Below are 25,340 nucleotides of genomic sequence, written 5' to 3'. Positions count from 1 at the left end.
ATATCATCATTCCTCACTTTGATTGTTTTCCCATTCAAAGTGAACACCACATAATGGAATAAATAAAAACATACTTCTTCCTAACTGAATAACATCATAAGCTGCTAATTCCGTTGGTGTATAAACGGCTTCATTATTCAGATAAGCTAATCCAGAGGCATCACCTGGTAATAAATAAAAATTACGCTTTTTTGGATCATAAACAATGACAGCATGATTACGATTCGAGATGGAATTATCTCCTGCTATCCGGATATGCATATCTTCTGCTCTACCTATAAAATTCTTTTCAGATAAGATGCGATAATCTCTACCCATTTGAGGGCCTTCAATACAAACCAACCAACCTGTTACTGGATCAATTCCATCCATTTCTCCTAAATAGGGCAATGTTTTATCATCTGATTCAACGACAGGAGCGGTTGGGCTATTTTGTCTGTGCTCCTGCTCCACCATCACGTTACAATATGGACAAATATTGCGATGTCTCCTTGAACTAAACATGTGACCATTTGTACATCTTATCAAACTCATTTCGTTATCCCCCATCTATGTTCCGAATTCTTTCTCTATTTCACCAAAATTCGCGTATTTGCTATGTATATTGTGTCTCCATTACCTAATGGGTAAGGGATCTCTTGTTTCAATCTATTTTTAACGCGCTTATTAGCTTTTTTTAAGCCAACACCATTTACAGAATCTATATCCTCTATATACCAAATTCCAGCTACACAATTTAATACAGCATGCTCGTAATTCACAAGAGATTCATATTCCGTTCCACACAAATCAATATCTGCCTTATGTTCAGCTGTACTTTTCCCGATAAGCAATGAAATTTGATCACCCAGCTCCCATTCATCTACTTCCATCCCACGTTCATTAAGAAGTACTAGCTTTGAAATGTCGTTGTTTGTCTTAGCTTGAGTGAGTGATTTTGCCTCGTACTTGAGAGAACCATAAATAATAGCAAGTATCACCATTACGGTTCCGATAACAAATTTTAAAAGGACTTCCTGATTCATAACAAAAACATATAGGATAAAAAAGAAGGCAATTGTGATAATAATAATATCGATGATTCTTATAAACATTTTTTTCCTTGCATTGTCACTATAATCTTTACTTGAATATGGTTCCTGCATATAATCACACTCCCTCTTGCCATTTTGAATTATTTATTAAAGAAACGTTCGAATAAGTCTGTAGTATCAAGAGGATTCTTCTTATTTTTCTTATGTAACGTTGAGGACGTCTCTTTTGTTTTAGGATTAAAGCCAAAGAAATGCTCAAAGTTTTTTTCAATATTGTTCATATTAAAATCTGGCCTTTGTGCAGTCGACTGTTGACTTGTCGATTGCTTATTAGCTGAGTGTTCATTATTCCAACTTTGCGCAGTACCATCTAGTCGAGCATCATAGGCCTTCCTAGCAGCTTCATCCTTCAAAACTTTATATGCCTCTGTGACTTCTAAGAAAATTTTTTCAGATTCTTTGTTTCCTCCGCTTACATCAGGATGATGCTTTTTTGAAAGCTTTCGATAAGCGAGCTTTATTTGATCTTGTGTCGCGTCTTTACTAACACCTAATGTGTCATAATGTGTTTTCATCTTTTCATCCCCAGTACTAGGATTATTCAAAAATTATCTAAGGAGCTATATTAAGCCCCTTAGATAATTTTTAGTGTGCTATCTCACTCTTAGACAGCGTAGCCGCCTTCGATTTTTGCCAAGTCTGTTTTGTCTTTCTTTTGTTTAACAAATAAGAAGAATTCACCAATACCTTCTGTGTCACCGAATCTTTCTGTATAGTCCACCACAAAAGCGTTCGGGAAATGAATTTTTCTTACTACTTGATCTGCTGAAACAACTTCTAATGTCACTTTACGGTAACAGTCAGCCTTTTCAGCTGGTACTAATGACCATAAACCTAATTTCATCGTATCATCAGAATTGTCACCATCAGTTGCTGTAAGAATTTTACCTCTTACTTTTAAAGTTGCTCCAACATCTGTAGAACGTGCGTTAGAGTCATTTGGCGTGTCTGTTTCATATTCAACAGACATAATGCTTTCTAACCCTAGTTCAATTGCCTCTGATCCTTCTACTTTTAATACAAAACCCATTCTTTTTCCCTCCTAATATTTTTTGAATCTTCTGTTCATAAGATGAAAGTTTTGAACACATGCTGTTTTCATTTCTCAATAAAACATCGAGAAATATGTAACACTCCATCTTAATGAAGATTCATATTTATGTTAAAAGATTTAAAAAATCTTAAACATACGACTGAAAAATTGAATAATTGTATGTTTAAACTTGTTAGGCTTTAACAGCACTAGTTCCTTTTGTAATCATCACTTCTAAATTCTTCACATTACCATTAAATACAAGGTCAATTTGACACGTGCTCGTTTTCTCATCGATAATGTAGCCGATATCATCTCCATCTTGGATAATGGAGTTGACATAGCCTTTATCATTCAGCCATTTACTTTTTTGACTACTTGGATTATTACTGAAGAACCTAACAATATTTTCATGCTTAAAGTCACCTGATTGGAAACGTAAAATTCTTTCAATATACGTACTCACCTGTGTTTTGTAGATAGAATCGAATCCATCCTCTTCCATCGCTAAGCTTCTAGCTTTATAGACAGTAATACGTTTAATATCTTTATCTTGAAGCTGAGCATTTTCTGACGAGAACACAAAGCCAAAGCTTCTGCTGTTAATCGCATCTTTAATATTATTCGTAAATCCTGAGATTTCCTTTGCCATTGTTGTAACAGCTCTAAGTGAGTGATCCCCAGCTTCAATATCGAATCGTACGCCAGGATAATTTCTCTGAACATTTCTAAACGACTCTTTTAAATATTCTGGACATTGATAAGCTGAAACGATACCGGCAGCTACATAGCTAGCACCGACATAGACCCCTTCAATCCATAGCTTTAAAATATCTTCCTTTTCCTTAGATAAACGTGCACCATTTTCAGTAGTGTACATTCTCGCATCAATAACGACACCCGATTTATCCTTTGGAATTATGGTGAAGTTCGGTAAGCACGGTATCGCAAACTCACTATAGTCTTTTCGAACAAGCACAGAGCATTTATCAATCAGACGATCTATCCCTGCGGTTGCAATGCCGTTGAATGTTGTTTCTTCCTCCGCCATGAAGTTGAAGAAAACCTGAACTTTGTAATCTTTTATCGTATCTAGAAGAATCGATAGGGATTCCATTGTGTTGCCTTCTTGTTTGGCAACCTTATCGTTCCCTTTAAACCTTGATCGGCTTACCTTCATTTTTCCAGTAGCCTCTAGTTCTAGTGCAGGAACAATGCCATACCACACCGTATCCGTAAAGTCATTTTTAGAGTTTACTGTATTTAAATACGTACGTAACCGTGGTAGATTATTACTTTTTACGAGCATATCGAGCTTAGTGTTTGTCACAAGCAATGATGGCTGCATCCCTTTATTTTTCGTTGTGTACTGATCAAAGTACATTTTGATGCCTAATAGCTTTTCCACTAAAGGCTTGACCGTTTTTACAAATTCATCCTTCGCATTCTTATAGAACTCAAGGTATGTATTGTAATTTTGAACTTCTGTTTCCACATCAAATTCGGCTTTCACAGCTGGTAGAGGTGAGAACGTTCTTACAACTAAATCTTTTACATAGGAAGAAGGAGATTCTGTAATCGCCTCATAATCCTCTTCAAAAACAGTACTTAAACCATAGTTACTATTTTCTTCAATCACCATAAGTTCCGAGCTATTGTTTTGAGGTGCCTCAATAATTTTCAACTCACCATTGTCACCAATAGAAAGGGTCCCAATTTGTAATTTTTCGGATTCCCCCTCATCCTGATTAACACCTAACAATAATCTAGTTTTAATATCCTCGATTGCTAAAGGTAACATGGCCATGACATTGTTGTAATTTTTACTTGCTACTTCAAACATTAGGTTTAGTTTGTCTCCTGTATCCAATTTTTTTGGATCACCATCATCTAATTTCTCATATTCACCATACAAGTAATGGATTTCTTTTCTGACTTGTCGAATGTCGTCCATGACTTTCTTAGGAGAGATCATATCAAGTAGATTTTCAAATTTAAAATCGACATTCGTAATGCCCTGACTTCTTTTTGTATCAATGAGGGTGAAGAGCATCTTTAAAAAATCATTATTTTGATCGATTGCTATTTCAGAAATACAGTCTTCTTGAATTCCTTCAGGTTTTTTCAGGGTATACATTACCTTTTGATTAGCAGCATTGTAGAATGAATAAACCGTTGGAGAAAACTTATCTAAAAATTCATCAAAGCTTTTGACAAGAAGATATTGATTAATTTCTTTAATCTTTTCATCACTTAGACTGTCAATCCCCTTTACATCACCAACAAGCGTAATTAAGTCCATCTTTTCAGGATTAATTTCCTCAAATAGCATGGTTCTGTTTGTTTGACTAATAATCTCCATTCAGTCGGCCGTATGATTATACAGCCATCCCTCCTTTTTACATCGGATTTCGAGTAAGCATAATCATCTGCGAAAAGTAACTTTAAATTTACTTTTTAGTTATAAAATTCCATTAACAGAAAAAGAAACTGCAGTTTATCTAAACTGAAGTTAAAATTTTATAACCATTTTATCTATATCACAAATGACATTATGTATCACAAAGTAACTATACAATATCTTATTTTATTGTCAATATTTACATTAGAATATTTTGTTAATTAAAATGTAAATGGATAGGTTTATAGGAAAAATTAAACATAATAAATTTTATGATATTTCTTTAGGAAAAATGTAGTTTTCCACTTTTTTTTATTATAAAAAGACAGCCTAAGGTGAATTTCTTAACCCCCTTAGGCTGTACAGAGCTCTTAGCTTACTCTACAAAATGATAATATCGGATTACTTTTTCTAGATAATTGGTCATTTAGAATTATTTACCTTAAAATAGTTCCTTATCCTATTGACAAATTCTTCAACAGTTATTACCCACTTCATGATTTGTAGGGAAGGACATCGTTTTTTTACTTGCACTGCCAACCCCCACATAATGATGTAGGATAAAAGAATACTTACACTTTTATTATGCTCTTTTACTTTTTCAATTTTATCCTCAATAAGCCGCTGAGAAACATCAGGCGGAATACTATTTGTCATTGAATAGTAAAATGTTGCTGCAAAACTATAAATATCGGTATAGACACCTTGCGCGGACTTATTAGAATATTGCTCAAGCGGGGAGTAACCTGAGCTTGTAAAAATTTGATAATCTGTAGCTGTTTTATAAAAAACAGCGGAACCAAAATCTAGTAAAAATGGATTACCTTCTGAATCTATCATAATATTACTTGGCTTAATGTCACGGTGGAGAATCCCCTGTTTATGTACATAACATAGCGCATCTATTAAAGGGAGAAAGATACTTGTGTATAAATGGTCTCGATCATGGACAGGAAAATCCTTTAAATATTCATCTAATAGTTTTCCTTCATAATAATCCATAACAATATAAATCGATCCATTTTCCTCAAAATGCTCAACATATTTGACAATATTAGGATGATTTATTTGCTGCATAATGACTGCTTCATTAAGAAAAATTTCTTTTAGGCCTTCAAATTTTTGCTTTGTTGAAGGCAAACGATTAATGATTGTTCTATTATCTAAATCCCGTAAAGCCATTTCTTTTGGAAAGAATTCTTTAACAATGAGTCGCTTTTCATTATTATTATTTTCCGCAAGATAGACGATGGATAATTTACTAGTAGCAAGAACTTCTTTTATTTTGTATGTATTATTCAGAACACTATTTATCGGTAAGCTCAATTCACATTGAGTTGCTTGCATTTTTGCTCTTTCCCCCTTATAAGCTTTGATAACCAATCATGCAAATATAGATCAAATTATCTACGTTTTAACTAAAATACAAATTAATGTAAGTATACCAATTTATATCTTTTTATTAAATAGTTTTTAACGAGCTAATACATTCTTGCCATTTGAAGTGGCATCTGCCCTCTATGCATATTCTATCTCTTTATTTCGGTACATCTATTTGACGTTTTGATTTTTTATCCATTTCCTCATTAAGAATTTTTATTACATTTGAAAGTCGAATTTACACTAACCTTTATTCATAAAAAAAGCTTAAATCACATTTAGATAGGTGATTCAAGCAATTGATTTCAAAAGATACTCTAGCAATTTATTTTTGTGAGATATTTATTTTATGTAGATTATAGTTGTATTTATAAAAAACAGATTCCTCTTTTGGATATACTCTGAACACATTACTTAAGGGTCTTTATGTTTTTTATCGTAAACTTCCCAATTATGTATTTGAAAATAATAAGCACTTTTCTTCAGGTTCATCTATTCTATAACGTTGTAGAGTTATTTTATATTACCTGTAAGACACCTTTTATTAGATCTATGAGTAACCAAAAAACTCCTACTAATACCCTAACAAATGGACGTTACTATGTTTGAATCTATTGAGTATATTTTCTTCTACTCTCATGAGTAGCTAAATCTGCATAACGTGTCGTAATTGGTAATCGACTATTTTTTTCTACAAAATGTAGAGTTATTTTTATTGAAGTCTCTAAATCGATCCAGTTACCGCATGAAATAAAAATGGGCTTTACATCCTTTCTTGTTCTCAAAACTGCCCCATATACTTCCCCATCAACCTTAATATAAGTAAAATCACCCATTACATTTTTTGGCATTTGAAAATCGGTATTTTTTATCTTCAAGTAACTTTTAGCAACACCTATTGTAGGTTTCTTCAAATAAAAAGAAGCATGTGTTGCGATCCCCATATGTCTATAATGAAGATAACCATTTCCATCAAACATATAAAGATCTGGTTCACATTGCAGCTTTTTCACTGCTTCTATCACCATCGGAAGCTCCCTAAAAGCAAGATATCCTGGAATATATGGAACATCTATTTGACCCCTATATTCTACTTCTTCTATAATTTGTTTGGTAATATAATCGATTACAACAATACAACACACTCCGTAATCTTTCTTCCCCTCTGTCCAATATGCAATATCAATTCCAGCTACCAGACGAATAGCTCCTAACTGAAAATTGTTTTCTAATGAAATCTTTGAAATCCATTTTTCTTGTTCACTTTTAAACAATTCTTCTTTTTCCATTTTCCATCATTCATCCATTCTTTCACTTTTTTTACTAGTCTTTTATGTTCTTCTTTCTTTGCCCATTAAAATAGCTAACTAAATCTAATTCTCTCTCGTTTTAAAAAAATTTCAAACCTATTCATTATATCTTCATGCGTAGTTGGAAGTTTTTGGGGCATATAATTAACTAAAGTCATCATATCTTCGGGATAGTTATGATTACCATAAAACTCCGCAATTTTACTTAATAATTTATTTTCATCTTTACATGTTTCTTTTATTTTTGATAAATAAACAAACCTGAGTTTTCTATTCTCCTCTATTAATATTGTGCTTTCTTCATTTAATTGAGGAAAATAATTAGTTTTTATTTCTAACATGACTTTATCTAAATCTTCACTAGATACTCCCCAAGCAAGTACACGAACAAACTCACTTTCATCACCACTTTCCATCATTTCTACTGCATAATGAGAGATAACCCCTTTATTAAAATAATTTTCTTGGATGCCTACAAAAATAGTTCTCCAATCATATTGAATATGCCTTTTTTTAAGATCTTCTAAGTTCAAATTATACACATCCTACTTTTAGAATTTGATCAGCAAATTCTAATTTTTCTTCCTATTCGTCTGTTATGAGCTATAACCCTAAAATCAATTTCTTTGTTTCTAATGCTTCTTACTTCTTATTTTCAATCTTTAACCTTTGTTTACTTCTTTATTTCAATATCGAATCTCTTTTGAATTTGAGTTAAGCTCTCCTCAACAATTAATTTATTTTGAGGATATATGGATAGGTATTCCCTAGCCACTTTAAGTAAATACTCGAAAAACGTTTCATAAACCACAATTGAATAAACTTCAGTGTTAGTTACTGGAGGAATTGTTGTAAAATTCACTCCAGTATCTCCAAAATACTCTTCATCATTAGGAGTGCATTCAGTCGCAAAATAACAACTAGTATAACCAATACCAAATCCTTTACCATTTTTAAACTCATTTAGTGTCTCTAAAAAATATCCATAGCCTAAAATTCTATAATAAGCCTCCATATTTTCAATTTTTTCTTGCTTGTCTTTCACATAATAAATTTCATCATCCATATTTATTAACCTACTCTCCTATCATTATTTTGGAATTACAGGGGATAAATTACCTAACTTCTCCGGTAATTAGGTAGACTTAGCATCTCTTCCTCTTTTTTACTATTATTGGAAAAATCATAGGTTTCTTTTATTACCTTTTCCATATTTCGTACGGTTTCGAATGCTTCTTCGCCCTTTTTCACTTTCCTAACAGGGTAATTAATGAGAGTGCTGCATTAAAATTTTCTTTAATTGGCCGCCTTGCATCAGACAATTTTGAAATAATCCTCAATAAACAGGAGTATGACATTTTGCATCACATAAGGAAATAGGCCGTCTGGAGTGTTAACTGTATACAATTAACCACGAGCTTTGTCATTCTCGTTAGTTTGTTAACCATTCAATCTTGTCACTCTATCCTACTTGTAAAATCAAACTTCATAATGGTACTTCCTTCATGAGCTCGCGATTCTCAAACAAATTATTTTTTCTTGTTGTCTCCCTCAAATATCAGTGATTTAATATAATTAAAGTAAAAAACCTTGAAAGGCATTTAGCCAATCAAGGTAATTTTAAGTTACTATGATTCGAAAGCGGTTCTATCAGGGAATACACCACCTTCTTTTACTAGGCAAACTGCCAATCTTTGAGCAGCTCTATCATAATAAAACTTGGATGGAAAATTGTTATCTGGGATAACTTCTAACTCTGAAAATTTTCTAGTTAATTTATTTAACTCAATTTTCCCCATAATATTTTCATTAGGTCCGAATCTGTAAACTACAGTTTCATTATCTTCATATTCTTTTAGTAATAAAACGTATGAAGCCAATTTTATTCCTCCTCTGGTGGATGCCACGGACGCCCAGACTCTACTGTTTTATCATGGGCCGTCCTATAGTCCGTTTTAAATATCCCTTCAAATCTTGACTCAAAAAGTTCATGATTTAATAAATCAATATCATTCTTTTTGTGGGTCCCTTTTTGGAGCCTATCCCATGCTTGTGCAATTTCATAATCTGAATCAAAACGTCCAACTCCATCCTCCATGTTCTTTAATGTGCTCTTTGAACAATAAATGATCTTTGATTCTTTGTACCCTTTGTTCGTTCATTCCTGTATTTTTAGCAATAGAATTTACATCCGTTTTGGATTTTCTAAAGGATTCGTACATATCATCCGCTTCATCAAGTCGTTTTAAATATTCATCTACCGAAAGTTCTCTACCACCAGTTTGAACTTTACCCGTACCCTTAGTTGAACTCGACCCTTTCCCAGAACTTGCCTGTACCAAGGTATCAGTAGGCTTCTCTTTCCTCGTCGTCTGGGTAACTAGCTTCCCACCGCCTGCCAGTGCGAAATCATTTTGTCTATTGCCTTGTAAGGCACTTTGTAGATGGTCGAGCTGCTTGCGTCCATTTTGCTTCGCTTGGGCGATGGCTGTATTGACTTGTTTTTTGAATTCCTTCGCCTTGGCTGCCACTTTCGTTGTGAGCTGCTTGCCTTTCTCCGCTAGCTTCGTTACCGCTTTCGTTGTACTTGCTACGATAGCGCTGCCCTTCTCGCCCTTCGTGGCGATTTTTATCACCGCTTTTCCACCATGCTTCAGCCCTTTGACTGCGAGTCCTCCAATTACTGCAGCGGCGGAGATGGCTCGCTCTGCCTTGCTTAGCTTGCGACCTGTGATCGGGTCTTTGCCTGTGGCAGATTCATATAGGGCCTTGCCATTACTAACAACGGTGGAAGCAACTCTTTTCTAGATCCTCCTTATCTAACTCGTTGTCTAAATGTTTCGCCCTATACTCTCCAGTTATTTCTTTTAAAAATATAAATAAATTTTCATAGTCTAATATTACTTCTTCATTGCCAAAACAATCTCTTCCAATTCCCCTTTTTTATTTTGCTACTTTCGTTTCCAATTTCACAAATTCTGTGATAACTGCTCCACCAACCTCTTTCGTGTCTTTAAAACTAAACAAAAATAGTAAAAAACAGGTCTATCATGGAATTATCTAACCATAATCGACCTGTTTGTTGTAATGGAATACTGTTATTCAGATGAAAAATTCACGCATTTATATACGTACAAATAAACTGGCGAAGTCTTTATAGTTATATTAAATGAGCTATACATAATTAATGATTTCATTCTGCACTAAGTAATACTTATCACCTTAATTTTTTAAATGCTCTTCATGTATTACTTTTAACTCTCTTCCTTCACATAAATTGTTAAGAGCTTCATATATTCCACACCCAACTTTCCAAATATAGTAATCATCTAGTACTGCATATACCTCCCCTTGCTTAGACATATACAACACTGCATTATCTCTAAAGGCAGTACCAATGACAACCAAATCATTACCTATTATAACTTCATATCTTTTATAATGCCTTCTGTCTAAATCCCCCAGCCCTTCTTTCGGTTCTATCACAAAACTCTCCGATTTTCCATCATTTTCATATATACATTTTAATTCACCAAATTGCTCAAGTGCTTCTTTTACACAATCGAAAACCACATACCCTTTATTTTCCAAATATTTCACCTGTGAATTAATATCTATTTTTCGGTTTGGGTTCCACCCCGATTGTTTTAATACTTTTTCTGTTTTTATTGATAGTCTTTCCATAATAAATACCTCACTTTTTACCAAATGGTATATCAACAATAAACTCCTCAAATGTCACACTACAATTCCTACACATCTCCTTATATTTACCATCCTTTGAAGAGATGGTGCTCAAGAGAATATCTTCAAGCTTTGCACCCTCCTTAAAAGCTTGATTTACTGCTTGAATTTCCGCACAGTTTTCTACTTCCCATCTCTCAAAACTATTTTTCCCTTCCTTTTCCATCGCTCTCTGTTTAGTTTTTTCCACCAATTTTTTAGTATCATCGAGTAAATCCGATGCTGTCGGATTAAATCTAGGATTCCCTGTTCTTAAATCTGTGCCGACACCATTATAACCAATATAGGTTTTTCCAGCTTTCATATCAACAGCAGCAGTAATAACATGTGGAATATAGATTTCATTTGTATTTGGATCAATATATTTACCATTAATAAGTTCTGCTCGTTCTTGCTCAAGTTTTTTCCTTGCTACAGCTACGACCTGCTTCGTCTGTTTGACAGCGGCCTTTACCTGTTGCTTGGCTTTCGAAACAGCCGCCTTTGTTTTTTTCACAACCTTTTTCGTGGTCAGGACAGCTTTTTTAATTGCCTTTTTCGCCCGTTTAACCAATTTACTCTTGGATAAACTATTTTTTAACTTCCGTGCCTTGGTAAAGAATTTACCCCACTTCTTCTTTTTCTTCTTGCGTTTTTTCTTCTTTTTATTGGATTTCCTTTGTTTTTTCTTCGTGGCTTTTTAGGATTTCCTAGCGCTCATTCCTTTTTTCTTGTATGTCCCATAAGGACAATTGTTTGATCTAAACTCCTGTATCTACTAGAATTTGAATCCATGGCAAATTTTGAACAGGAACTCCAAGACTATATTCACTATTACAATCACAAACGAATGAAGGCAAAATTAAAAGACCTAAGCCCGGTGTAGTGCCGAACTCTGGTCTTAGAAGTTGCTTAACTAAATATGTCTAACTTTTTAGGATCAGATCAGTTATTAGAAGCGACTTTTTCAATCGTAATTATGAATAAAATCGTATACGGTCTTTTATTATTCCTCGTTCACGGTGTTTGGTTAATTCAGGGTATATTAGTACCTGTTTATTTGTGTTCTTGTTTAACGCCACGAACGTTGTCAGTTTCATCCGCATTTTACTTTTTCCCCTCGCTTTGTAAAATGTCATTTCGGCTTACTTATTACGCTTTATATTGTTGGGTAACCTTTGAATATTGCCGTCATAACATGTCGATTTTAAGCATGGTGGTTTTATTTTATTAACAAATTATTATTAATGAGCTAGAACTATAGAAACCAATATAATTTTCATTTGCAAGAAATCTCTTATTCATCATAATTATAGGACTAGGACTCTCAAAATAGTTTTGTTTTAGATAAGTATCTTTTAAATCGTTTCATTTTAGCCTAGTTAAAACATTTTTAATTCGATTTGCTAATTTCTCTTGTTCATCTTCAGTTAATTGCTCGTTAGATATATCATAAACTTGAAATGTTTGCAACTCATTCTTTATATCTTCAATACCATTTACAGATTTTAATCCTTGATTACACAGATTTTCAGCAAGTGTTGTATAGATGATATACTTTTCACTTTTTGTGTTTTTACAATCTCGTTCAAATCGTTGTAATACATCAGTGACTATAGTGTCCGTATTTTTGTTTTCTTCTATAAAATTGCTAATATACTTTTGAACTTCCTCTATTAATTCTTCATAATACCAACAAACCGTTTGATAGTAATCAAGAGGCATTTTTTCTAATTCTTGTAAAACATGTACTCTACGTGAAAACAGGTCATTATACTCTTCCTGAGATAAAGCCTTTTCAAGTTTAATTAAATTAAAATCTAATTCAATCAACACATTTTCAATATAACTCTTGAATGTATACATTGCTTTTAAATGAGTAATTAAAATTTCTGCAAGTTCTATATAAACTATTCCTTTATCTGTTTCACTTTTCTTGGCGACCATATCATACTCATTATATGTTCTTGCTATTGCTTCTTTATTACTCATTTTTTCTTCTTTAAATTCCTTATAAGTTTCATTTATATACTCATTGTATTCTTGATAAGTAAATTCCACTTCTATAAACCTCCATTATTTGTTAGGTAAAATCATTTCATCAGCATTATGAATCACTTCTATGGTAATATCAGGATATTTATCATTAAATTGTTGAATAATAAGATTACAACTATCACATGTATCTTTTTCAGTAAATAATTTTATTTTGCCTTTTGCCTTATAATTATCTCCAACTCTCTCTGCTAAATCATTTAAAATTTTATACTCGGTATCCCCGTCCCTTAAATAATTGTTTCCTCCATTATCATACGCTTTTGTAGCTTCAAATGTTGGTTTATTAGGTTTAAAAGAGAAATCTTCAGCCCCAGGTATTTTTTTTGTAGCATCATGAATTCCACTATGTGCATAGAAATCTTTTTTATTGATTCCTACAATATCTACTTCTGCATAAGCAAAATTACCTTGTTTTTTATACCTATTAGATAATGCTCCTCTTGCTTCTGCTACTTTATCAATAATATGTTGGTCTTTTATGGGATTAATTTGTTTAGTTGGAAATCTTTTTTCAGTTCCCGATGTATTTTGTCCATTATTTTTAGAATTATTATCCGTACCCTTACTACTACTCGAACTGCTAGTAGACTTACCACTTGTTACTCCAGTCGAAGTCTTCCCTATTTTTGTTAGTGTTCCAACACCCTTTGTACCAACAACTGCTGTAGCTGTATTTATGGTTGCTTTTGTTCCCCAGTATGCTCGTGAGTAGTCATTACCATGAATAACATCTTTTTCAAAAGAGTCTTTTACTGAACCCGCCATAGTTTTTACGGTTGCCAGTGGATGGGAAGCAAAATTTTTCAAATTGTCTTTCGTTTCTTTTAGTACGCCTATCGGATCAGTTACTAATTTTTTCACATCATTGTAGGTGTTTTTAGCTACATCTACAGTTGCATCGAACTTGCCTTTAGATTTTTGTGCTTGTTGGAGGCTCATGTTAAACCCTGTCCGTAAGATTTTTTCTTTGGTAGACATGTCCTTGTTTATTTTGAGTGGCTCCATTTTATCTAACGACTTATAGACTTTAACAGCTTCTTTTGCGGCTACTTTTACTTCCTTTACTGCTTGCTTTGTCTGGTTATAAACGGCTTTCGTTTTGTTTACTGCTTGTTTATAGGTTTTCTTACCCGCTAGGACAGCTCATTTTACTACTTTCTTTCTTAAATTGCTTCGCTATTTTACTTTTGCTTAGTTTATTATAGAGCTTCCGTGCCTTGGTAAAGAATTTACCCCACTTCTTCTTTTTCTTCTTGCGTTTTTTCTTTTTCTTCTTTTTATTGGACTTCCGTTGTTTTTTCTTCGTGGAGCTCTTCTTTTTGGAGGATTTCTTAGCGCTTTTTCCTTTCGACCCGCCGCTCTTTCCTTTTTTCTTTCCACTTGGGGAGCCTACTTTCGGGATCATCCCTAGTAAACTTCCTGCTAATCCTAATAGACCCATTAGGCATCACCCCCACCAACAGGGATCATCCCCATGACGTCTAGGGCTGCCTCCAGCTCTGCTTCCTCTTCTTGCGGAGCGACGGAAACAGGGGCTTTAATGGAGCCATCCATCGTCACTACTTGTCCCTGAATATCGGTATTGCCATCAAACACTAGACTGCTTGAGCCGCATGTGAAACGCATGGACTCCGCTGCACTCATGGACACACGTTTTCCGGCAAAGGTGATCGTGTCGTTGGCTTGACCAGCAAGGGTGGTTTACTATGCACAGTGATGCCGCTATCCTGATGGAGCTGCAGAAAGACGGCACCCTCCTTGGCGGTAAATGTGACGGACTGTGGGTCTAGCTTCATTTCCTTCCCTTTCGGTGTACCCCAGTAAGACGTTTTGGGATCAGCTGTTTTCGGGTTGGACTCGCCACCCTTTCGTACACTATGACGAACAACCGCTGCTTCCTCACGATGTGTCGGGAAGGTTAGGTGGACGCTATCTCCTTCCTCTGGCGGGCTGTAAAAGCAGCTATGTCTTTCTGCGGTATAAGGGAACCAGGTATCTTCTTAAATGAGTGTACAAGGCACTTATTTCTTATAATGGATAAATAAAAAAAACCCCCCGATAGAAAATTTATCTATCAAGGCATATTTTTACGCATTAAGAAACTGTGGCAAATTTTTATCTGGTCTTCAAAATTAGAATACTACTCTTCACAACCTCAAAACGAAGCTGTTTACAGTGTCACCAAGTGAAGAATTTTTTAGAAAAATATAAAAATGTCAATAGCCACTTTAATTATGTTAGCTATTGACTCCTTTTAAATTTCTAGTTTATTTTTTAACAGAAATAAATTCAATAGGTATATAATCAGAAAGCCATACTTTTTCATTCCCTAAATAAAACTTAATTCCCTTTTTTCTAGATTCCTCAGTATTGACGATTAATATAATCGGTTCAAAAGCCTTGCGTTTGCCAACCATGTGAGCAGTTTCAATATCTTCCGATAAATGGACATATTGCCTAGACATGGGTAATAAACCTTTTTCGTTAATGAAACTCATAAATTCTGGGGAAGTTCCATGGAATAATCGTTTAGGTGGTACAACTTCCTTTTTAATAATTTTGTTATGAGTAGAGTGTCCATATAGAGCTCTAATTTTATTTCCTAATAATTCATGGCGCTTTTTCTTAGATAACAAAATCATTTGTTGCACATCTTCTAATGTTGTATTAACCCATTTTTTTGATTGATTAAGAACTGACAATAGTTGATCAACCGGTACCCAACCTTCTTCATCTAATTCTAATTCATATTTCCAAGGTACATGACGTAAAGCATAAGAAATTTCTTTGCTTAATTCAATATAATATTCTTGTTCATTCAACCTCTTCACTCCTGTTATAAAAAACCATTTCTTTTATAGCAAACTCCAACCATGCCCAAAAATCTTCAAATTCATGTTTTTGTTCAAACCCCTCAGTAGTAAAATCATGTATTAATTGAACTCTACTTCCCTTTCCTATTTCAAAACACGCAATATCATCATTATAATCCTGTCTAGCGAAAGGCACTAATTTCCTATTAGGATATCTCTCTTTTAAATCAAAATATCTTCTGGTCGCTTGTCCAGATTCCATTAAATACCACAAATCGAAATCAACTAAATTTAATTCTACAATTTTATTATAAGAATTTGGATATTCAAAAATATCTGAAGTTATATGGTATGTTGTCAATTTATATTCACTTCTTCCTATTTCATTTTCTCTAATTGATATGATCCCATTGGATTATCATTTCTAAAACTCGCCTTTTGTTTTTGAACACGTAACTCTAAGGCTTCACCCCAAGTTTCAGGCACACCTTTTTTGGTTGTGAACCTATCGATCATGTTAGAAGGTAAAGGTTCATTACAATCTCTTATGATAGCTTCAACATTAATACCGACTTCTCGAGCTGCTGCCACTCTAGTATTATCAATAGTAGTATAATTCCCGTCTGGCATTTTTACAACATCAATAGGATCACCTTTCCATCCATTGGCTTTCATGCTATTTATTATTGCCTCTGATCCATTTACTGAAGTTTGACTAAATCTAATTTGTGAAGGATCCATACTTTTTACCTTGAAAGAAACATCTTTACTAGGAATCTTATTTTGTTGTGGTCCTGTTTCTTCTACATGATCAATCTTACTAGTAACCTTACTACTCGAACTACTAGTAGACTTACCACTTGATACTCCTGTTGGTTTTGTACTTGATGCTCCTTTAACCCCTAACACTGACGTGGCTACGCCAAAACTATCTAACCAATGTTCTTTCGATAATGGGTCTTTTGGATTCACCGCACCTTGGACCATCCCCGTGAAACCAAATGTTGCATAATTGAAAAAATCAGAAGGTGAATCGAGCATCTTATCTGCTCTACCTTTGGCTCCAGACCAAATACCATCTACTGCACCTAGAGTTAGATAATTTGCAAAATCATATGGAGAATCGAGTGCTTTATCTGCTCTTTTGTCCAGACCACTTTTGAAATCTTTGCCGATTTCTTTGAAGCTATTAAGTGACTTGACAACTGGTTTTTTGATGTCCTTTATCACCGCTTTTGCAGCTGAATTCGTTTTATAGAGCTTCCGTGCCTTGGTAAAGAATTTACCCCACTTCTTCTTTTTCTTCTTGCGTTTTTTCTTTTTCTTCTTTTTATTGGACTTCCGTTGTTTTTTCTTCGTAGTGCTCTTCTTTTTGGAGGATTTCTTAGTGCTCTTTCCTTTTGACCCGCCGCTCTTTCCTTTTTTCTTTCCACTTGGGGAGCCTACTTTCGGAATCATCCCTAGTAAGCTTCCTGCTAATCCTAATAGACCCATTAAGCATCACCCCCACCAACAGGGATCATCCCCATGACGTCTAGGGCTGCCTCCAGGTCTGTTTCCTCTTCTTGCGCAGCGACGGAAACAGGGGCTTTAATGGAGCCATCCATCGTCACTACCTGTCCCTGAATATCGGTATTGCCATCAAATACAATACTGCTTGAGCCGCATGTGAAACGCATCGACTCCGCTGCACTCATGGACACACGTTTTCCGGCAAAGGTGATCGTGTCGTTGGCTTTGACCAGCAAGGATGGCTTACTATGCACAGTGATGCCGCTGTCCTGATGAAGCTGTAGAAAGACAGCACCCTCCTTGGCGGTAAATGTCACTCATCAATGCTGAGATGGATTCTTACTTGATCCTTTTTGACAAAATAACGATATATTTTATCTATTTATAAGTATTTATAATAAAAATAAACAGCTCACAACCACATTTAAAATGGCACCTGAGCTGTTTAGTTAAATATACCATCTAATAATTTTAAACACTTTGGTTACATCTTTATTACTAGTTTCAGATTAAATATATTATTTCTATGAATATTCTCATAAGGCTGTTAAATCAGGGTAAGTTTGTATCAACAATCTGAAACATTATTTAACATTTGTGCATTTGCACTTATTCTAAAATTCAATATTTCACCAATCTATCTCACTATATAATTTTAATATCATTCCTTGCTCAAAATCATCAATTTTTTGATAAGTAGGGATAACTTCTAGATTAAATCCAATTTTTTTTAACGTCACCATAGCTAAATCACCAATTTTATAATATCCTATCAACTTATCTTTAGACTCTCTTTTAAAGGACAATTCATTTAGTGTTTTAATTATATCTTTATTAAATATCTCATATTTACCAATAGCAATCATTACATGATATAATATTATTGGATTCTTTTCACCAAGTAGTTCTATCAACTCTTCAACTGCACAATTTCCATTATCGATTTTCTCTAAAATATTCAAATTTATCAACTCACTTCTTTTATCATTTTAAGTGATTCGTCAACAAAGATCTTTCTTGAATGTAATTTTCAAAAAGCATATTCGCAATATCTCTACGTCCAATCTTTTCTGCAAATTCTACTTCTCTCATATATGCATTTAATTCCATCTTAACACGGTTTTTAGTTTGGAAATGATAACTCATACCAGGAAAACCTTGTTTCTTATCATCTAAATAATGTGTATATTCATGAATCAAAGCACCAATGGAAGAATTTTCATCTATCACCAATTGACCTGGTTTCCCACTGCTTGGAGAGTAAGCCATAACACCATCTTTATAAACAATCTCGACACCTTGAGATTCTATTTCATTAATTATTTTATTCCATTCTTTATAATGAGATTGTTTACCTGGTCCTAGAATTTCTTTTAATGGATCAGCTGGGTTTTTTCTAAAAACATCAGCATATTCACTTTTCACCTTATTACTACTACTCGAACTGCTAGTAGACTTACCACTTGATACTCCAGTTGTTTTTGTACTTGACGCTCCTTTAACCCCTAACACTGACGTGGCTACGCCAAAACTACCAATGTTCTTTCGATAATGGGTCTTTTGGATTCACCGCACCTTGGACCATCCCTGTGAAACCAAATGTTGCATAATTGAAAAAATCAGAAGGTGAATCGAGCATCTTATCTGCTCTACCTTTGGCTCCAGACCAAATACCATCTACTGCACCTAGAGTTAGATAATTTGCAAAATCATATGGAGAATCGAGTGCTTTATCTGCTCTTTTGTCCTACTGTGCGCTTTAAATTATGGCTTAAGCCCAGAAATATTTACATCCAATATTGCAACGTTACTATAATTCTTTTGAGGGTAATTTATCGCGAATGTGAAAACACGAAAAGCACTTGTTGAATGTTATACATCAAGTGCTTTAAGTAATTTTCCTAACAATATTTTTAGGTTCTAAAAAATCTTGCTTTTATTCTTTTAAAATAAGAATACCTTTACAGAGTTAATTTTCAAATCCAATTACAATCCATTCATCTACATAACTCCAAAAATTTATATTATATTTTGGCTTTAATTTCGCAGACCAAAAGGTTGCATTATTATCAACACAATTTGTATAATCTATCGCTATATAGCTTCCCATACCGTTAGTGAAAAAGCCAAAAGATGAATCTAGGTTAATTTTTATCGGTTCTTCTAAATCATCAATAATACTCCATTCAATATCTTCATCACCAAGGTATGTTACTGATTCTAGTGGAACTAAGCCCATCGACTCACTCGCATAATAATAAAAACCATCGTGAACATTTTCATAAAATTTTTGAATCGAAGAAGGTATTTTACTCCACGATTTCTCTAATTCTATGTTTTTTTGTCTCTTTTGAGGATTACGCCCTTCGTAATATAATATGTCTCCTTTTGAATTTCTTATAGTGTATAAAACTGAATATTCTCCTTCCATATCGATTATTTCAATATTTGTAAGATATTCGTTTAGATAAGAGATCGTGTTCCGTAGTTCAATCCCTATATTTTTTTCCCAAATTTTCATAAATAAATTAATTCTTTTTTTGATATCGTCATTATAAAAGATTTTTTTCCATTCAATTGGTATTTCATTATCCTCAAGTTTTTCAATTTGATCAATTGTTAATATGCGAACATTTTCATTGTACTTTTTTAAATAAGTAAGTTTTTGGTTCATCTCTAGTCATCTCCTTTTTTATTTAACTCATTAAAATCATCTATCTGTTTCTGTATCTTTCTTTCAAGCTCTTTTTCTTTGACAATCATTTTTTCCCTAAATTCAGGATTTACCTCTATTTCTCCTGGTTTCCCTTTCTTATAATGTGTCCACTCTTCATACGATTTAGACTGCTTAGAAGTATTGGCAGATTTACTTAACCCCACAAAATTTTCTGAATTATTTAAAATATCTAATTTCTGGGAGTTTGTTAAATTACCGAAACCATCCATCCTAGCAATTCTATCCATCGAAACAATATGATCAGCTTCCAATGCACCCTTAAATGTTTTTCCAGGAAGGACTTGATCTTTGGTTACTGTTTTTTTATCGTGTCCTTCATTTACTTTATCTCTCAATTTTTGTGTTGGCGTCTGTCCTCTTAACATATCATATTCTTCGTCTGATATTTGCCTATCACCATATCGAGGTGAGGTACCAATTTGGCTCGCATCCTTATTCTCAGCAGGCTTTTTATTCGAGCTATTTTGTGGTGGTTGGGAATTAGATGGCTTCGGACTCGAGGAGGACGTATTTTTTCCAACCGTTCCTGTATCCGAAATCCTTCCAACGTTCACACCTGCCAACTCCATTTGCGGTGCTCCTAGTTGACGCAGCTGTTGTTTTACTTCGTCTACTCTGGCTTGGATCTGTGTTTTGGCGTTCGCTACTTGCTTGTTGACTTTTTCTTTTACATTGCCTAAAAGACCTTTATTCGCTTTTTGAGCACTTTCACTGATACCCTTCGCTGCCTTCGCACCTTTATTGACCCATTTACCTGCTGTTGCCGCATTACCCACTACTGGAATCATAGCGCCAAAGGAGAGAGCCGCATTGACCTTGTCACCTCTTGCCGCATAAATAATACCATTCACGCCATCTGCTACTTCTCCTACAACGGGGACCATCCCGACTATATCTAAGCCCGTTTGGAGCGTATTTAACAGATTTTTAGGTTTTACAGCATTTTTCACAGCTTTGGTCGTTGCTTGTGCAGCTTTTTTCATCGCTGGTAGTACTTGTTTTTTGACGACCTGCTTCGTCTGTTTGACAGCGGTCTTTACCTGTTGCTTGGCCTTCGACACGGCAGCCTTTGTTTTTTTCACAACCTTTTTCGTGGTCAGAACAGCTTTTTTAATTGCCTTTTTCGCCCGTTTAACCAATTTACTCTTGGATAAACTATTTTTTAGCTTCCGTGCCTTGGTAAAGAATTTACCCCACTTCTTCTTTTTCTTCTTGCGTTTTTTCTTTTTCTTCTTTTTATTGGACTTCCGTTGTTTTTTCTTCGTAGTGCTCTTCTTTTTGGAGGATTTCTTAGTGCTCTTTCCTTTTGACCCGCCGCTCTTTCCTTTTTTCTTTCCACTTGGGGAGCCTACTTTCGGAATCATTCCTAGTAAGCTTCCTGCTAATCCTAATAGACCCATTAGGCATCACCCCCACCAACAGGGATCATCCCCATGACGTCTAGGGCTGCCTCCAGGTCTGTTTCCTCTTCTTGCGCAGCGACAGATACAGGGGCTTTAATGGAGCCATCCATCGTCACTATCTGTCCCTGAATATCGGTATTGCCATCAAATACAAGACTGCTTGAGCCGCATGTGAAACGCATCGACTCCGCTGCACTCATGGACACACGTTTTCCGGCAAAGGTGATCGTGTCGTTGGCTTTGACCAGCAAGGATGGCTTACTATGCACAGTGATGCCGCTGTTCTGATGGAGCTGTAGAAAGACGGCGCCCTCCTTGGCGGTAAATGTCACGGACTGTGGGTCTAGCTTCATTTCCTTCCCTTTCGGCGTACCCCAGTAAGACGTTTTGGGATCAGCTGTTTTCGGGTTGGACTCGCCGCCCTTTCGTACACTATGACGAACAACCGCTGCTTCCTCTCGATGTGTTGGGAAGGTTAGGTGGACGCTATCTCCTTCCTCTGGCGGGCTGTAAAAGCCACTATGTCCCTCTGCCGTATAAGGCGTAGCCAGTGGGAACCACGTAGCTTCTTCCTTTTTTTGTGCCTCATCTATACTGAGGTGGACTCGAACCTGATCCTTTTTGACCTCTAATACCTTTCCTTCAATCGCTGTGCCTGGTAGGAACGGAATACTGCGCCTATCTTGACGTATGGCTTTTTCGAACAGCAGATGATACTCATAGGTAAGGATGCCTTGCTTCATGCGGGCGATAGACTTAGCTACTACAAGCTCCTTGCCCTGGAGCAAAACGCGATCACCCAGTTTCAATGTTTTTCTAGATTCTATCACATAGGCAACTGTATCCCGCTCTTCAATTGGCTGCTCGATGTCATTGTACTTACTATGTAAAAACTTAGAGCGATCTTTTAAGATCGTATAATTTGCCACGGAAAGCTTTTCCATTCGCCCTTCTGGTAGGCCAAACCAAAACTTCGGCTTATCAGCATCCACTGCAGCGACTAATACGGCACGAAAATGGGAGGCCATTCGTTGTAAAAATTGCCAATCCGTCTCCTTATATTGTAATATAAATTGCTTAAGAGGAGTAGCTTTCGATACAGTATCAATAACATCTGCACCTGAATAATCTTCTAGCACCTTTTTTATCATCGCCTGATAAGTCATTTTATGATGCTGAAAGGAGCGGTATTTTTTTTTACAATCCAAGGTGAATGTAGATGAAACAGCCTCTAATTCAATTTGATATACTCCCCTTGTCATTCGTATAGCAATTTCTGTTACCTGTCCTTTAAAAAGCGCATGCAGCCGTTGTCCGTTATGTTTTTGATAGACCTCTATTCGATCTGTCGTACTGGCAAGCTGCATACAACTATCTTTCTTTTCCGCAGGGATAAATCCGGTTATTGCTAATCTTGCATGGTCATTCACTGTTTGTGTCAACGTGAGATTATGCAATGTCTGGATTTCATAGGGGGATACGAGTTCAAGCTCACCGTATCCGATTACTTCCTCGTATGTGTTCACATGAATTCCCTTCTTTCCTCAGGGGACAATCGCTCATTCTTGCCCATCATCTTCTACTTTTATCGTTCCACAATACATACACATATTAATCGATTGACTAACTAACGCTGGATGATTTTCAATTAATTGATCATCCTTCCCATTAATCCAGGGCATTGTAATCACAGGAGTACAGGGCATGGGCTTTAAGACACCATTATTGGCAGCTGTAGCTGCCGCAACAGTAGGATTCGCTAATGTCTGGCATAACCCAAATGGTTGAATATTGACATAAGGCTTATAATCCATCGTATTCATCTGCGCCTTATTTTTCGTATAAACACCGTGACTAACTGGCATTTTTAAAATACTCGTTTGATCTCCTTGCGAACAGGATAATTTGGCACCAGCTACGACATAACTCCGTTGGTCGCCACCCTTTGTCTGCATTTCTTCTGACATAGAAAAACAATCCTTTCAATACGTAAGGTGTTACCACTTTTGCTAAACATAAGACTTAACTGCAAAACGTATGCATGACGACTCTTTCTTTAAATTGCTCTAATTTTAATCTCACTATTTTCTCACTAACATTACCTAAAAGGACCTTGCCATCATGTGCTTTAATCCTTTTTCAAGCTCCTCATCTATTTTCCTACAGAAAGAATGTCGTTCCATCTTCCTTCAGTTTGTATTTTTTGTAATCGTATTCCCCGAAAATCTCTGCGTAGAATACTCTCTGCTAATTCAATATTCACCACTATAAACTGTTCTTTAATGCCCTCGATTTGAAAGAATGGATAAGGAGCAGCCAACTGCTCATCTAAGACTAACTTCTTCAACGTACCATCAAGATGAAATTCCGTTTGAGCGGAAAGACAACGCACTTTTGGTGGGATCACCAGCCAATATAAGGTTTGCATTAATTTAGGCATATCCGTGAGAACAACTGCTTTAAATGGCATATTTGGGACATACTTTTCCACTAATTGTTTAACAGCATCAGAAATAAGCATGATTGGCTTTTCTATGAGATCGGTATACACCATCTCGCCTTTTTCTAATACAGGAAATTGCCGTTCAAGTTCCTCTAATTCTTCCATTCTTTCAATTGTTAATAGCTCTTTTTTAATCACTTGGGCGATACCAACAGGTTTCACAGCATTTGTGATACGTTCATCTTGAGATAGAATAAAATAGTTCATCTTTCGTCTCCTTTTTCACACTGTCTACTTCCAAATGACACTAGCTGCCTGGAATGGATCTAGCTTTACATATTCCTGTGCTTCCTTAGAGAAAATAGCCATTTCTAAATTGGCTCCCGCAAAATTAGTATTTCTAACATTTGCCCCCATAAAGCTGGCCCCTCGTAAATTCGCTAGCTCAAAATTGGCGCCTTCTAAATTCGCACCAGTAAAACGAACCGGTAAATAGCCAGGTATTTCCCATTTCTGACGATCTAGCAGACCACTCGCTCCTTGTACCTGTTGAAAATTCGCTCCCTGTAACTGACTATTACTAAAATCCGTCTCATAAATTGTGCTAAAGCTCAAATCCGTGTCCATTAGCTGACTCTCCCGAAAGCTAGTACCAATCAACAGACATTCACGCATATGACAATTGGTTAAATTGGCTTTGTGGAAAAAGGCATAGCGAATATCCAAGCCTTCATATCGCCCACCTGCTAAATTTAAATGGCTAAATACCTCGTATGGATATTCCTCCTCTAGTTGTTCATCTAGCCAAGCCTTTATTTCTTCACTATCCTTCGCTGAAAAATCCTCGCTATAGACAACCTCATTCATATCCATAAACTCGCCTACACGTATCTCGACAGCCACATCTCGATCTAGCGCCAAATACTCTGGACATCGAATAATGTCAGGTAGCGCATATCTAGCGAGACTTATTACATATTGGTGAAAATGTTTGGCGTCCTGAAGTCTAATGCGATCAATATCTGCCTGGGTAATTGCCCCCATAAAAGTTTTGCTATACAAACTTAATTCTTCAATGTATTGCTCTAAAAAATGATGCGCCCAGCCTGCATCATAAGTAGTTAAAAGCGGATGAATATCAAAAAACCATTCTTCATCCGTAGCTTCTACTAAATAGTGAGGGTTGCTCTCTAGTAGCTCTGTACGCAGCATTGAAAACGTAATATGTGCAATCGGTCCTTTCTGTTGAAGCGTTTGCTGTTGTTTTAGTTGCTGACATATTTTTTGAAAAGACATTCTAAAATCATCGGCGAGCTTATCCTTGGAGGCTTGAAAAAAATCCTCGAGCAATAAGAGATATTTCAACCTTCTTTTCTCTACTTCGTTATCAGAAAAATGCTGTAAAACTCCCTGTGTCTGCATATAAGTCTCCT

At 35.5% G+C, this 25,340-nt stretch carries 29 protein-coding genes and 2 pseudogenes; 1 reads left to right on the top strand and 30 read right to left on the bottom strand.

From position 1 onward, the window contains the following. Positions 1 to 6: 6 nt before the first annotated feature. From SJW71_RS09150 to SJW71_RS09085, 14 genes and pseudogenes are all read right to left on the bottom strand, one after another. Positions 7 to 534, bottom strand: coding sequence for an FHA domain-containing protein (locus SJW71_RS09150; protein WP_274793687.1), 528 nt, complete (start codon positions 532 to 534; stop codon positions 7 to 9). Positions 535 to 569: 35 nt separating this feature from the next. Beyond that, entirely contained in the window at positions 570 to 1,145 is a 576-nt protein-coding gene (locus SJW71_RS09145; protein ID WP_269898151.1) for an FHA domain-containing protein, read from the bottom strand. Between the two features lie 29 nt (positions 1,146 to 1,174). Next, complete coding sequence (locus SJW71_RS09140) at positions 1,175 to 1,609, bottom strand: J domain-containing protein (protein WP_274793688.1); 435 nt, start codon at positions 1,607 to 1,609, stop codon at positions 1,175 to 1,177. Between the two features lie 89 nt (positions 1,610 to 1,698). Next, complete coding sequence (locus SJW71_RS09135; RefSeq protein WP_269898149.1) at positions 1,699 to 2,124, bottom strand: membrane-associated protease 1; 426 nt, start codon at positions 2,122 to 2,124, stop codon at positions 1,699 to 1,701. A gap of 196 nt (positions 2,125 to 2,320) precedes the next feature. Next, positions 2,321 to 4,489, bottom strand: coding sequence for a transcriptional regulator (locus SJW71_RS09130; protein WP_269898148.1), 2,169 nt, complete (start codon positions 4,487 to 4,489; stop codon positions 2,321 to 2,323). A 462-nt stretch (positions 4,490 to 4,951) separates the two neighbouring features. Next, on the bottom strand, positions 4,952 to 5,875 hold the full coding sequence (locus SJW71_RS09125; protein ID WP_322611551.1) for a serine/threonine-protein kinase: 924 nt from the start codon (positions 5,873 to 5,875) through the stop codon (positions 4,952 to 4,954). Positions 5,876 to 6,519: 644 nt separating this feature from the next. After that, positions 6,520 to 7,197, bottom strand: a complete 678-nt coding sequence (locus SJW71_RS09120) for an endonuclease V (RefSeq protein ID WP_431812024.1) — start codon at positions 7,195 to 7,197, stop codon at positions 6,520 to 6,522. 74 nt (positions 7,198 to 7,271) lie between these two features. After that, positions 7,272 to 7,751, bottom strand: coding sequence for a DUF2247 family protein (locus SJW71_RS09115; protein WP_322605632.1), 480 nt, complete (start codon positions 7,749 to 7,751; stop codon positions 7,272 to 7,274). Between the two features lie 140 nt (positions 7,752 to 7,891). Beyond that, positions 7,892 to 8,284 (bottom strand): ribonuclease toxin immunity protein CdiI, encoded by a 393-nt coding sequence (cdiI, locus tag SJW71_RS09110; RefSeq protein WP_431812023.1) that lies wholly within the window; start codon positions 8,282 to 8,284, stop codon positions 7,892 to 7,894. A gap of 562 nt (positions 8,285 to 8,846) precedes the next feature. Next, positions 8,847 to 9,098, bottom strand: coding sequence for a hypothetical protein (locus tag SJW71_RS09105; RefSeq protein ID WP_322605635.1), 252 nt, complete (start codon positions 9,096 to 9,098; stop codon positions 8,847 to 8,849). A 2-nt stretch (positions 9,099 to 9,100) separates the two neighbouring features. Next, entirely contained in the window at positions 9,101 to 9,316 is a 216-nt protein-coding gene (locus SJW71_RS09100) for a hypothetical protein (protein WP_322605636.1), read from the bottom strand. Then, positions 9,291 to 9,992: pseudogene (locus SJW71_RS09095) on the bottom strand (pre-toxin TG domain-containing protein); the annotation flags it as partial. The pseudogene SJW71_RS09095 and the gene SJW71_RS09100, both read right to left, overlap by 26 nt. Positions 9,993 to 10,440: 448 nt before the next feature. Continuing rightward, positions 10,441 to 10,902: an SUKH-3 domain-containing protein gene (locus tag SJW71_RS09090; protein ID WP_259420522.1), complete on the bottom strand. Its 462-nt coding sequence runs from the start codon at positions 10,900 to 10,902 to the stop codon at positions 10,441 to 10,443. A gap of 10 nt (positions 10,903 to 10,912) precedes the next feature. Then, positions 10,913 to 11,458 carry a hypothetical protein gene (locus tag SJW71_RS09085; RefSeq protein WP_429978804.1) on the bottom strand — a complete coding sequence of 182 codons (546 nt, stop codon included), beginning with the start codon at positions 11,456 to 11,458 and terminating at the stop codon, positions 10,913 to 10,915. Positions 11,459 to 11,701: 243 nt separating this feature from the next. Between SJW71_RS09085 and SJW71_RS09080 the strand changes: the two are divergent. Next, positions 11,702 to 11,827, top strand: a pseudogene (locus SJW71_RS09080) (IS3 family transposase); the annotation flags it as partial. Positions 11,828 to 12,309: 482 nt separating this feature from the next. On the opposite strand, the gene SJW71_RS09075 reads toward SJW71_RS09080, so the two are convergent. The 16 genes from SJW71_RS09075 to SJW71_RS09000 all read right to left on the bottom strand — a co-directional run bounded on the left by SJW71_RS09075 (position 12,310) and on the right by SJW71_RS09000 (position 25,329). Then, the gene (locus SJW71_RS09075; protein ID WP_322606739.1) at positions 12,310 to 13,002 is read right to left on the bottom strand and encodes an Imm3 family immunity protein; all 693 of its coding nucleotides are present in this window, start codon (positions 13,000 to 13,002) and stop codon (positions 12,310 to 12,312) included. A 15-nt stretch (positions 13,003 to 13,017) separates the two neighbouring features. Beyond that, positions 13,018 to 13,977, bottom strand: coding sequence for a deaminase domain-containing protein (locus SJW71_RS09070; protein ID WP_431812022.1), 960 nt, complete (start codon positions 13,975 to 13,977; stop codon positions 13,018 to 13,020). A 148-nt stretch (positions 13,978 to 14,125) separates the two neighbouring features. Beyond that, a complete protein-coding gene (locus SJW71_RS09065) occupies positions 14,126 to 14,440 on the bottom strand; it encodes a hypothetical protein (protein ID WP_274793705.1) in 315 nt (104 codons plus the stop codon). Beyond that, on the bottom strand, positions 14,440 to 14,625 hold the full coding sequence (locus SJW71_RS09060) for a hypothetical protein (RefSeq protein WP_322606736.1): 186 nt from the start codon (positions 14,623 to 14,625) through the stop codon (positions 14,440 to 14,442). Before SJW71_RS09060 ends, SJW71_RS09065 begins: the two co-directional genes overlap by 1 nt. Before the next feature lie 641 nt (positions 14,626 to 15,266). Continuing rightward, positions 15,267 to 15,821 carry an RNA 2'-phosphotransferase gene (locus SJW71_RS09055; RefSeq protein ID WP_274793707.1) on the bottom strand — a complete coding sequence of 185 codons (555 nt, stop codon included), beginning with the start codon at positions 15,819 to 15,821 and terminating at the stop codon, positions 15,267 to 15,269. Beyond that, complete coding sequence (locus SJW71_RS09050; protein WP_274793708.1) at positions 15,814 to 16,173, bottom strand: hypothetical protein; 360 nt, start codon at positions 16,171 to 16,173, stop codon at positions 15,814 to 15,816. Before SJW71_RS09050 ends, SJW71_RS09055 begins: the two co-directional genes overlap by 8 nt. A 17-nt stretch (positions 16,174 to 16,190) precedes the next feature. Continuing rightward, a complete protein-coding gene (locus tag SJW71_RS09045; RefSeq protein ID WP_431812021.1) occupies positions 16,191 to 17,306 on the bottom strand; it encodes a hypothetical protein in 1,116 nt (371 codons plus the stop codon). Further along, complete coding sequence (locus tag SJW71_RS09040) at positions 17,306 to 17,491, bottom strand: hypothetical protein (RefSeq protein WP_431812020.1); 186 nt, start codon at positions 17,489 to 17,491, stop codon at positions 17,306 to 17,308. The genes SJW71_RS09045 and SJW71_RS09040 overlap by 1 nt, the downstream gene beginning before the upstream one ends. Positions 17,492 to 17,953: 462 nt before the next feature. Beyond that, complete coding sequence (locus SJW71_RS09035; protein WP_431812019.1) at positions 17,954 to 18,286, bottom strand: hypothetical protein; 333 nt, start codon at positions 18,284 to 18,286, stop codon at positions 17,954 to 17,956. A 22-nt stretch (positions 18,287 to 18,308) separates the two neighbouring features. After that, a complete protein-coding gene (locus SJW71_RS09030; protein ID WP_431812018.1) occupies positions 18,309 to 18,749 on the bottom strand; it encodes a hypothetical protein in 441 nt (146 codons plus the stop codon). 544 nt (positions 18,750 to 19,293) lie between these two features. Further along, on the bottom strand, positions 19,294 to 19,998 hold the full coding sequence (locus SJW71_RS09025) for an SMI1/KNR4 family protein (protein ID WP_431812017.1): 705 nt from the start codon (positions 19,996 to 19,998) through the stop codon (positions 19,294 to 19,296). 2 nt (positions 19,999 to 20,000) lie between these two features. After that, positions 20,001 to 21,461, bottom strand: coding sequence for a hypothetical protein (locus SJW71_RS09020; RefSeq protein ID WP_431812016.1), 1,461 nt, complete (start codon positions 21,459 to 21,461; stop codon positions 20,001 to 20,003). After that, positions 21,461 to 22,921: a contractile injection system protein, VgrG/Pvc8 family gene (locus SJW71_RS09015; RefSeq protein WP_322611556.1), complete on the bottom strand. Its 1,461-nt coding sequence runs from the start codon at positions 22,919 to 22,921 to the stop codon at positions 21,461 to 21,463. The genes SJW71_RS09020 and SJW71_RS09015 overlap by 1 nt, the downstream gene beginning before the upstream one ends. Before the next feature lie 102 nt (positions 22,922 to 23,023). Next, positions 23,024 to 23,431 (bottom strand): DUF4280 domain-containing protein, encoded by a 408-nt coding sequence (locus tag SJW71_RS09010; RefSeq protein WP_259419288.1) that lies wholly within the window; start codon positions 23,429 to 23,431, stop codon positions 23,024 to 23,026. Positions 23,432 to 23,616: 185 nt separating this feature from the next. Beyond that, the gene (locus SJW71_RS09005; protein WP_274793712.1) at positions 23,617 to 24,174 is read right to left on the bottom strand and encodes a serine protease; all 558 of its coding nucleotides are present in this window, start codon (positions 24,172 to 24,174) and stop codon (positions 23,617 to 23,619) included. 24 nt (positions 24,175 to 24,198) lie between these two features. After that, positions 24,199 to 25,329, bottom strand: a complete 1,131-nt coding sequence (locus SJW71_RS09000) for a pentapeptide repeat-containing protein (RefSeq protein ID WP_431812015.1) — start codon at positions 25,327 to 25,329, stop codon at positions 24,199 to 24,201. Positions 25,330 to 25,340: the final 11 nt, after the last annotated feature.

Origin of the sequence: Lysinibacillus sp. FW12 (assembly GCF_050817245.1) — a bacterium.
In the GTDB taxonomy this organism is placed as follows: Bacteria; Bacillota; Bacilli; order Bacillales_A; family Planococcaceae; genus Lysinibacillus; species Lysinibacillus irui.
The sequence above is the reverse complement of the archived record's forward strand: the minus strand, read 5'-3'. Positions and strand labels throughout refer to the sequence as shown.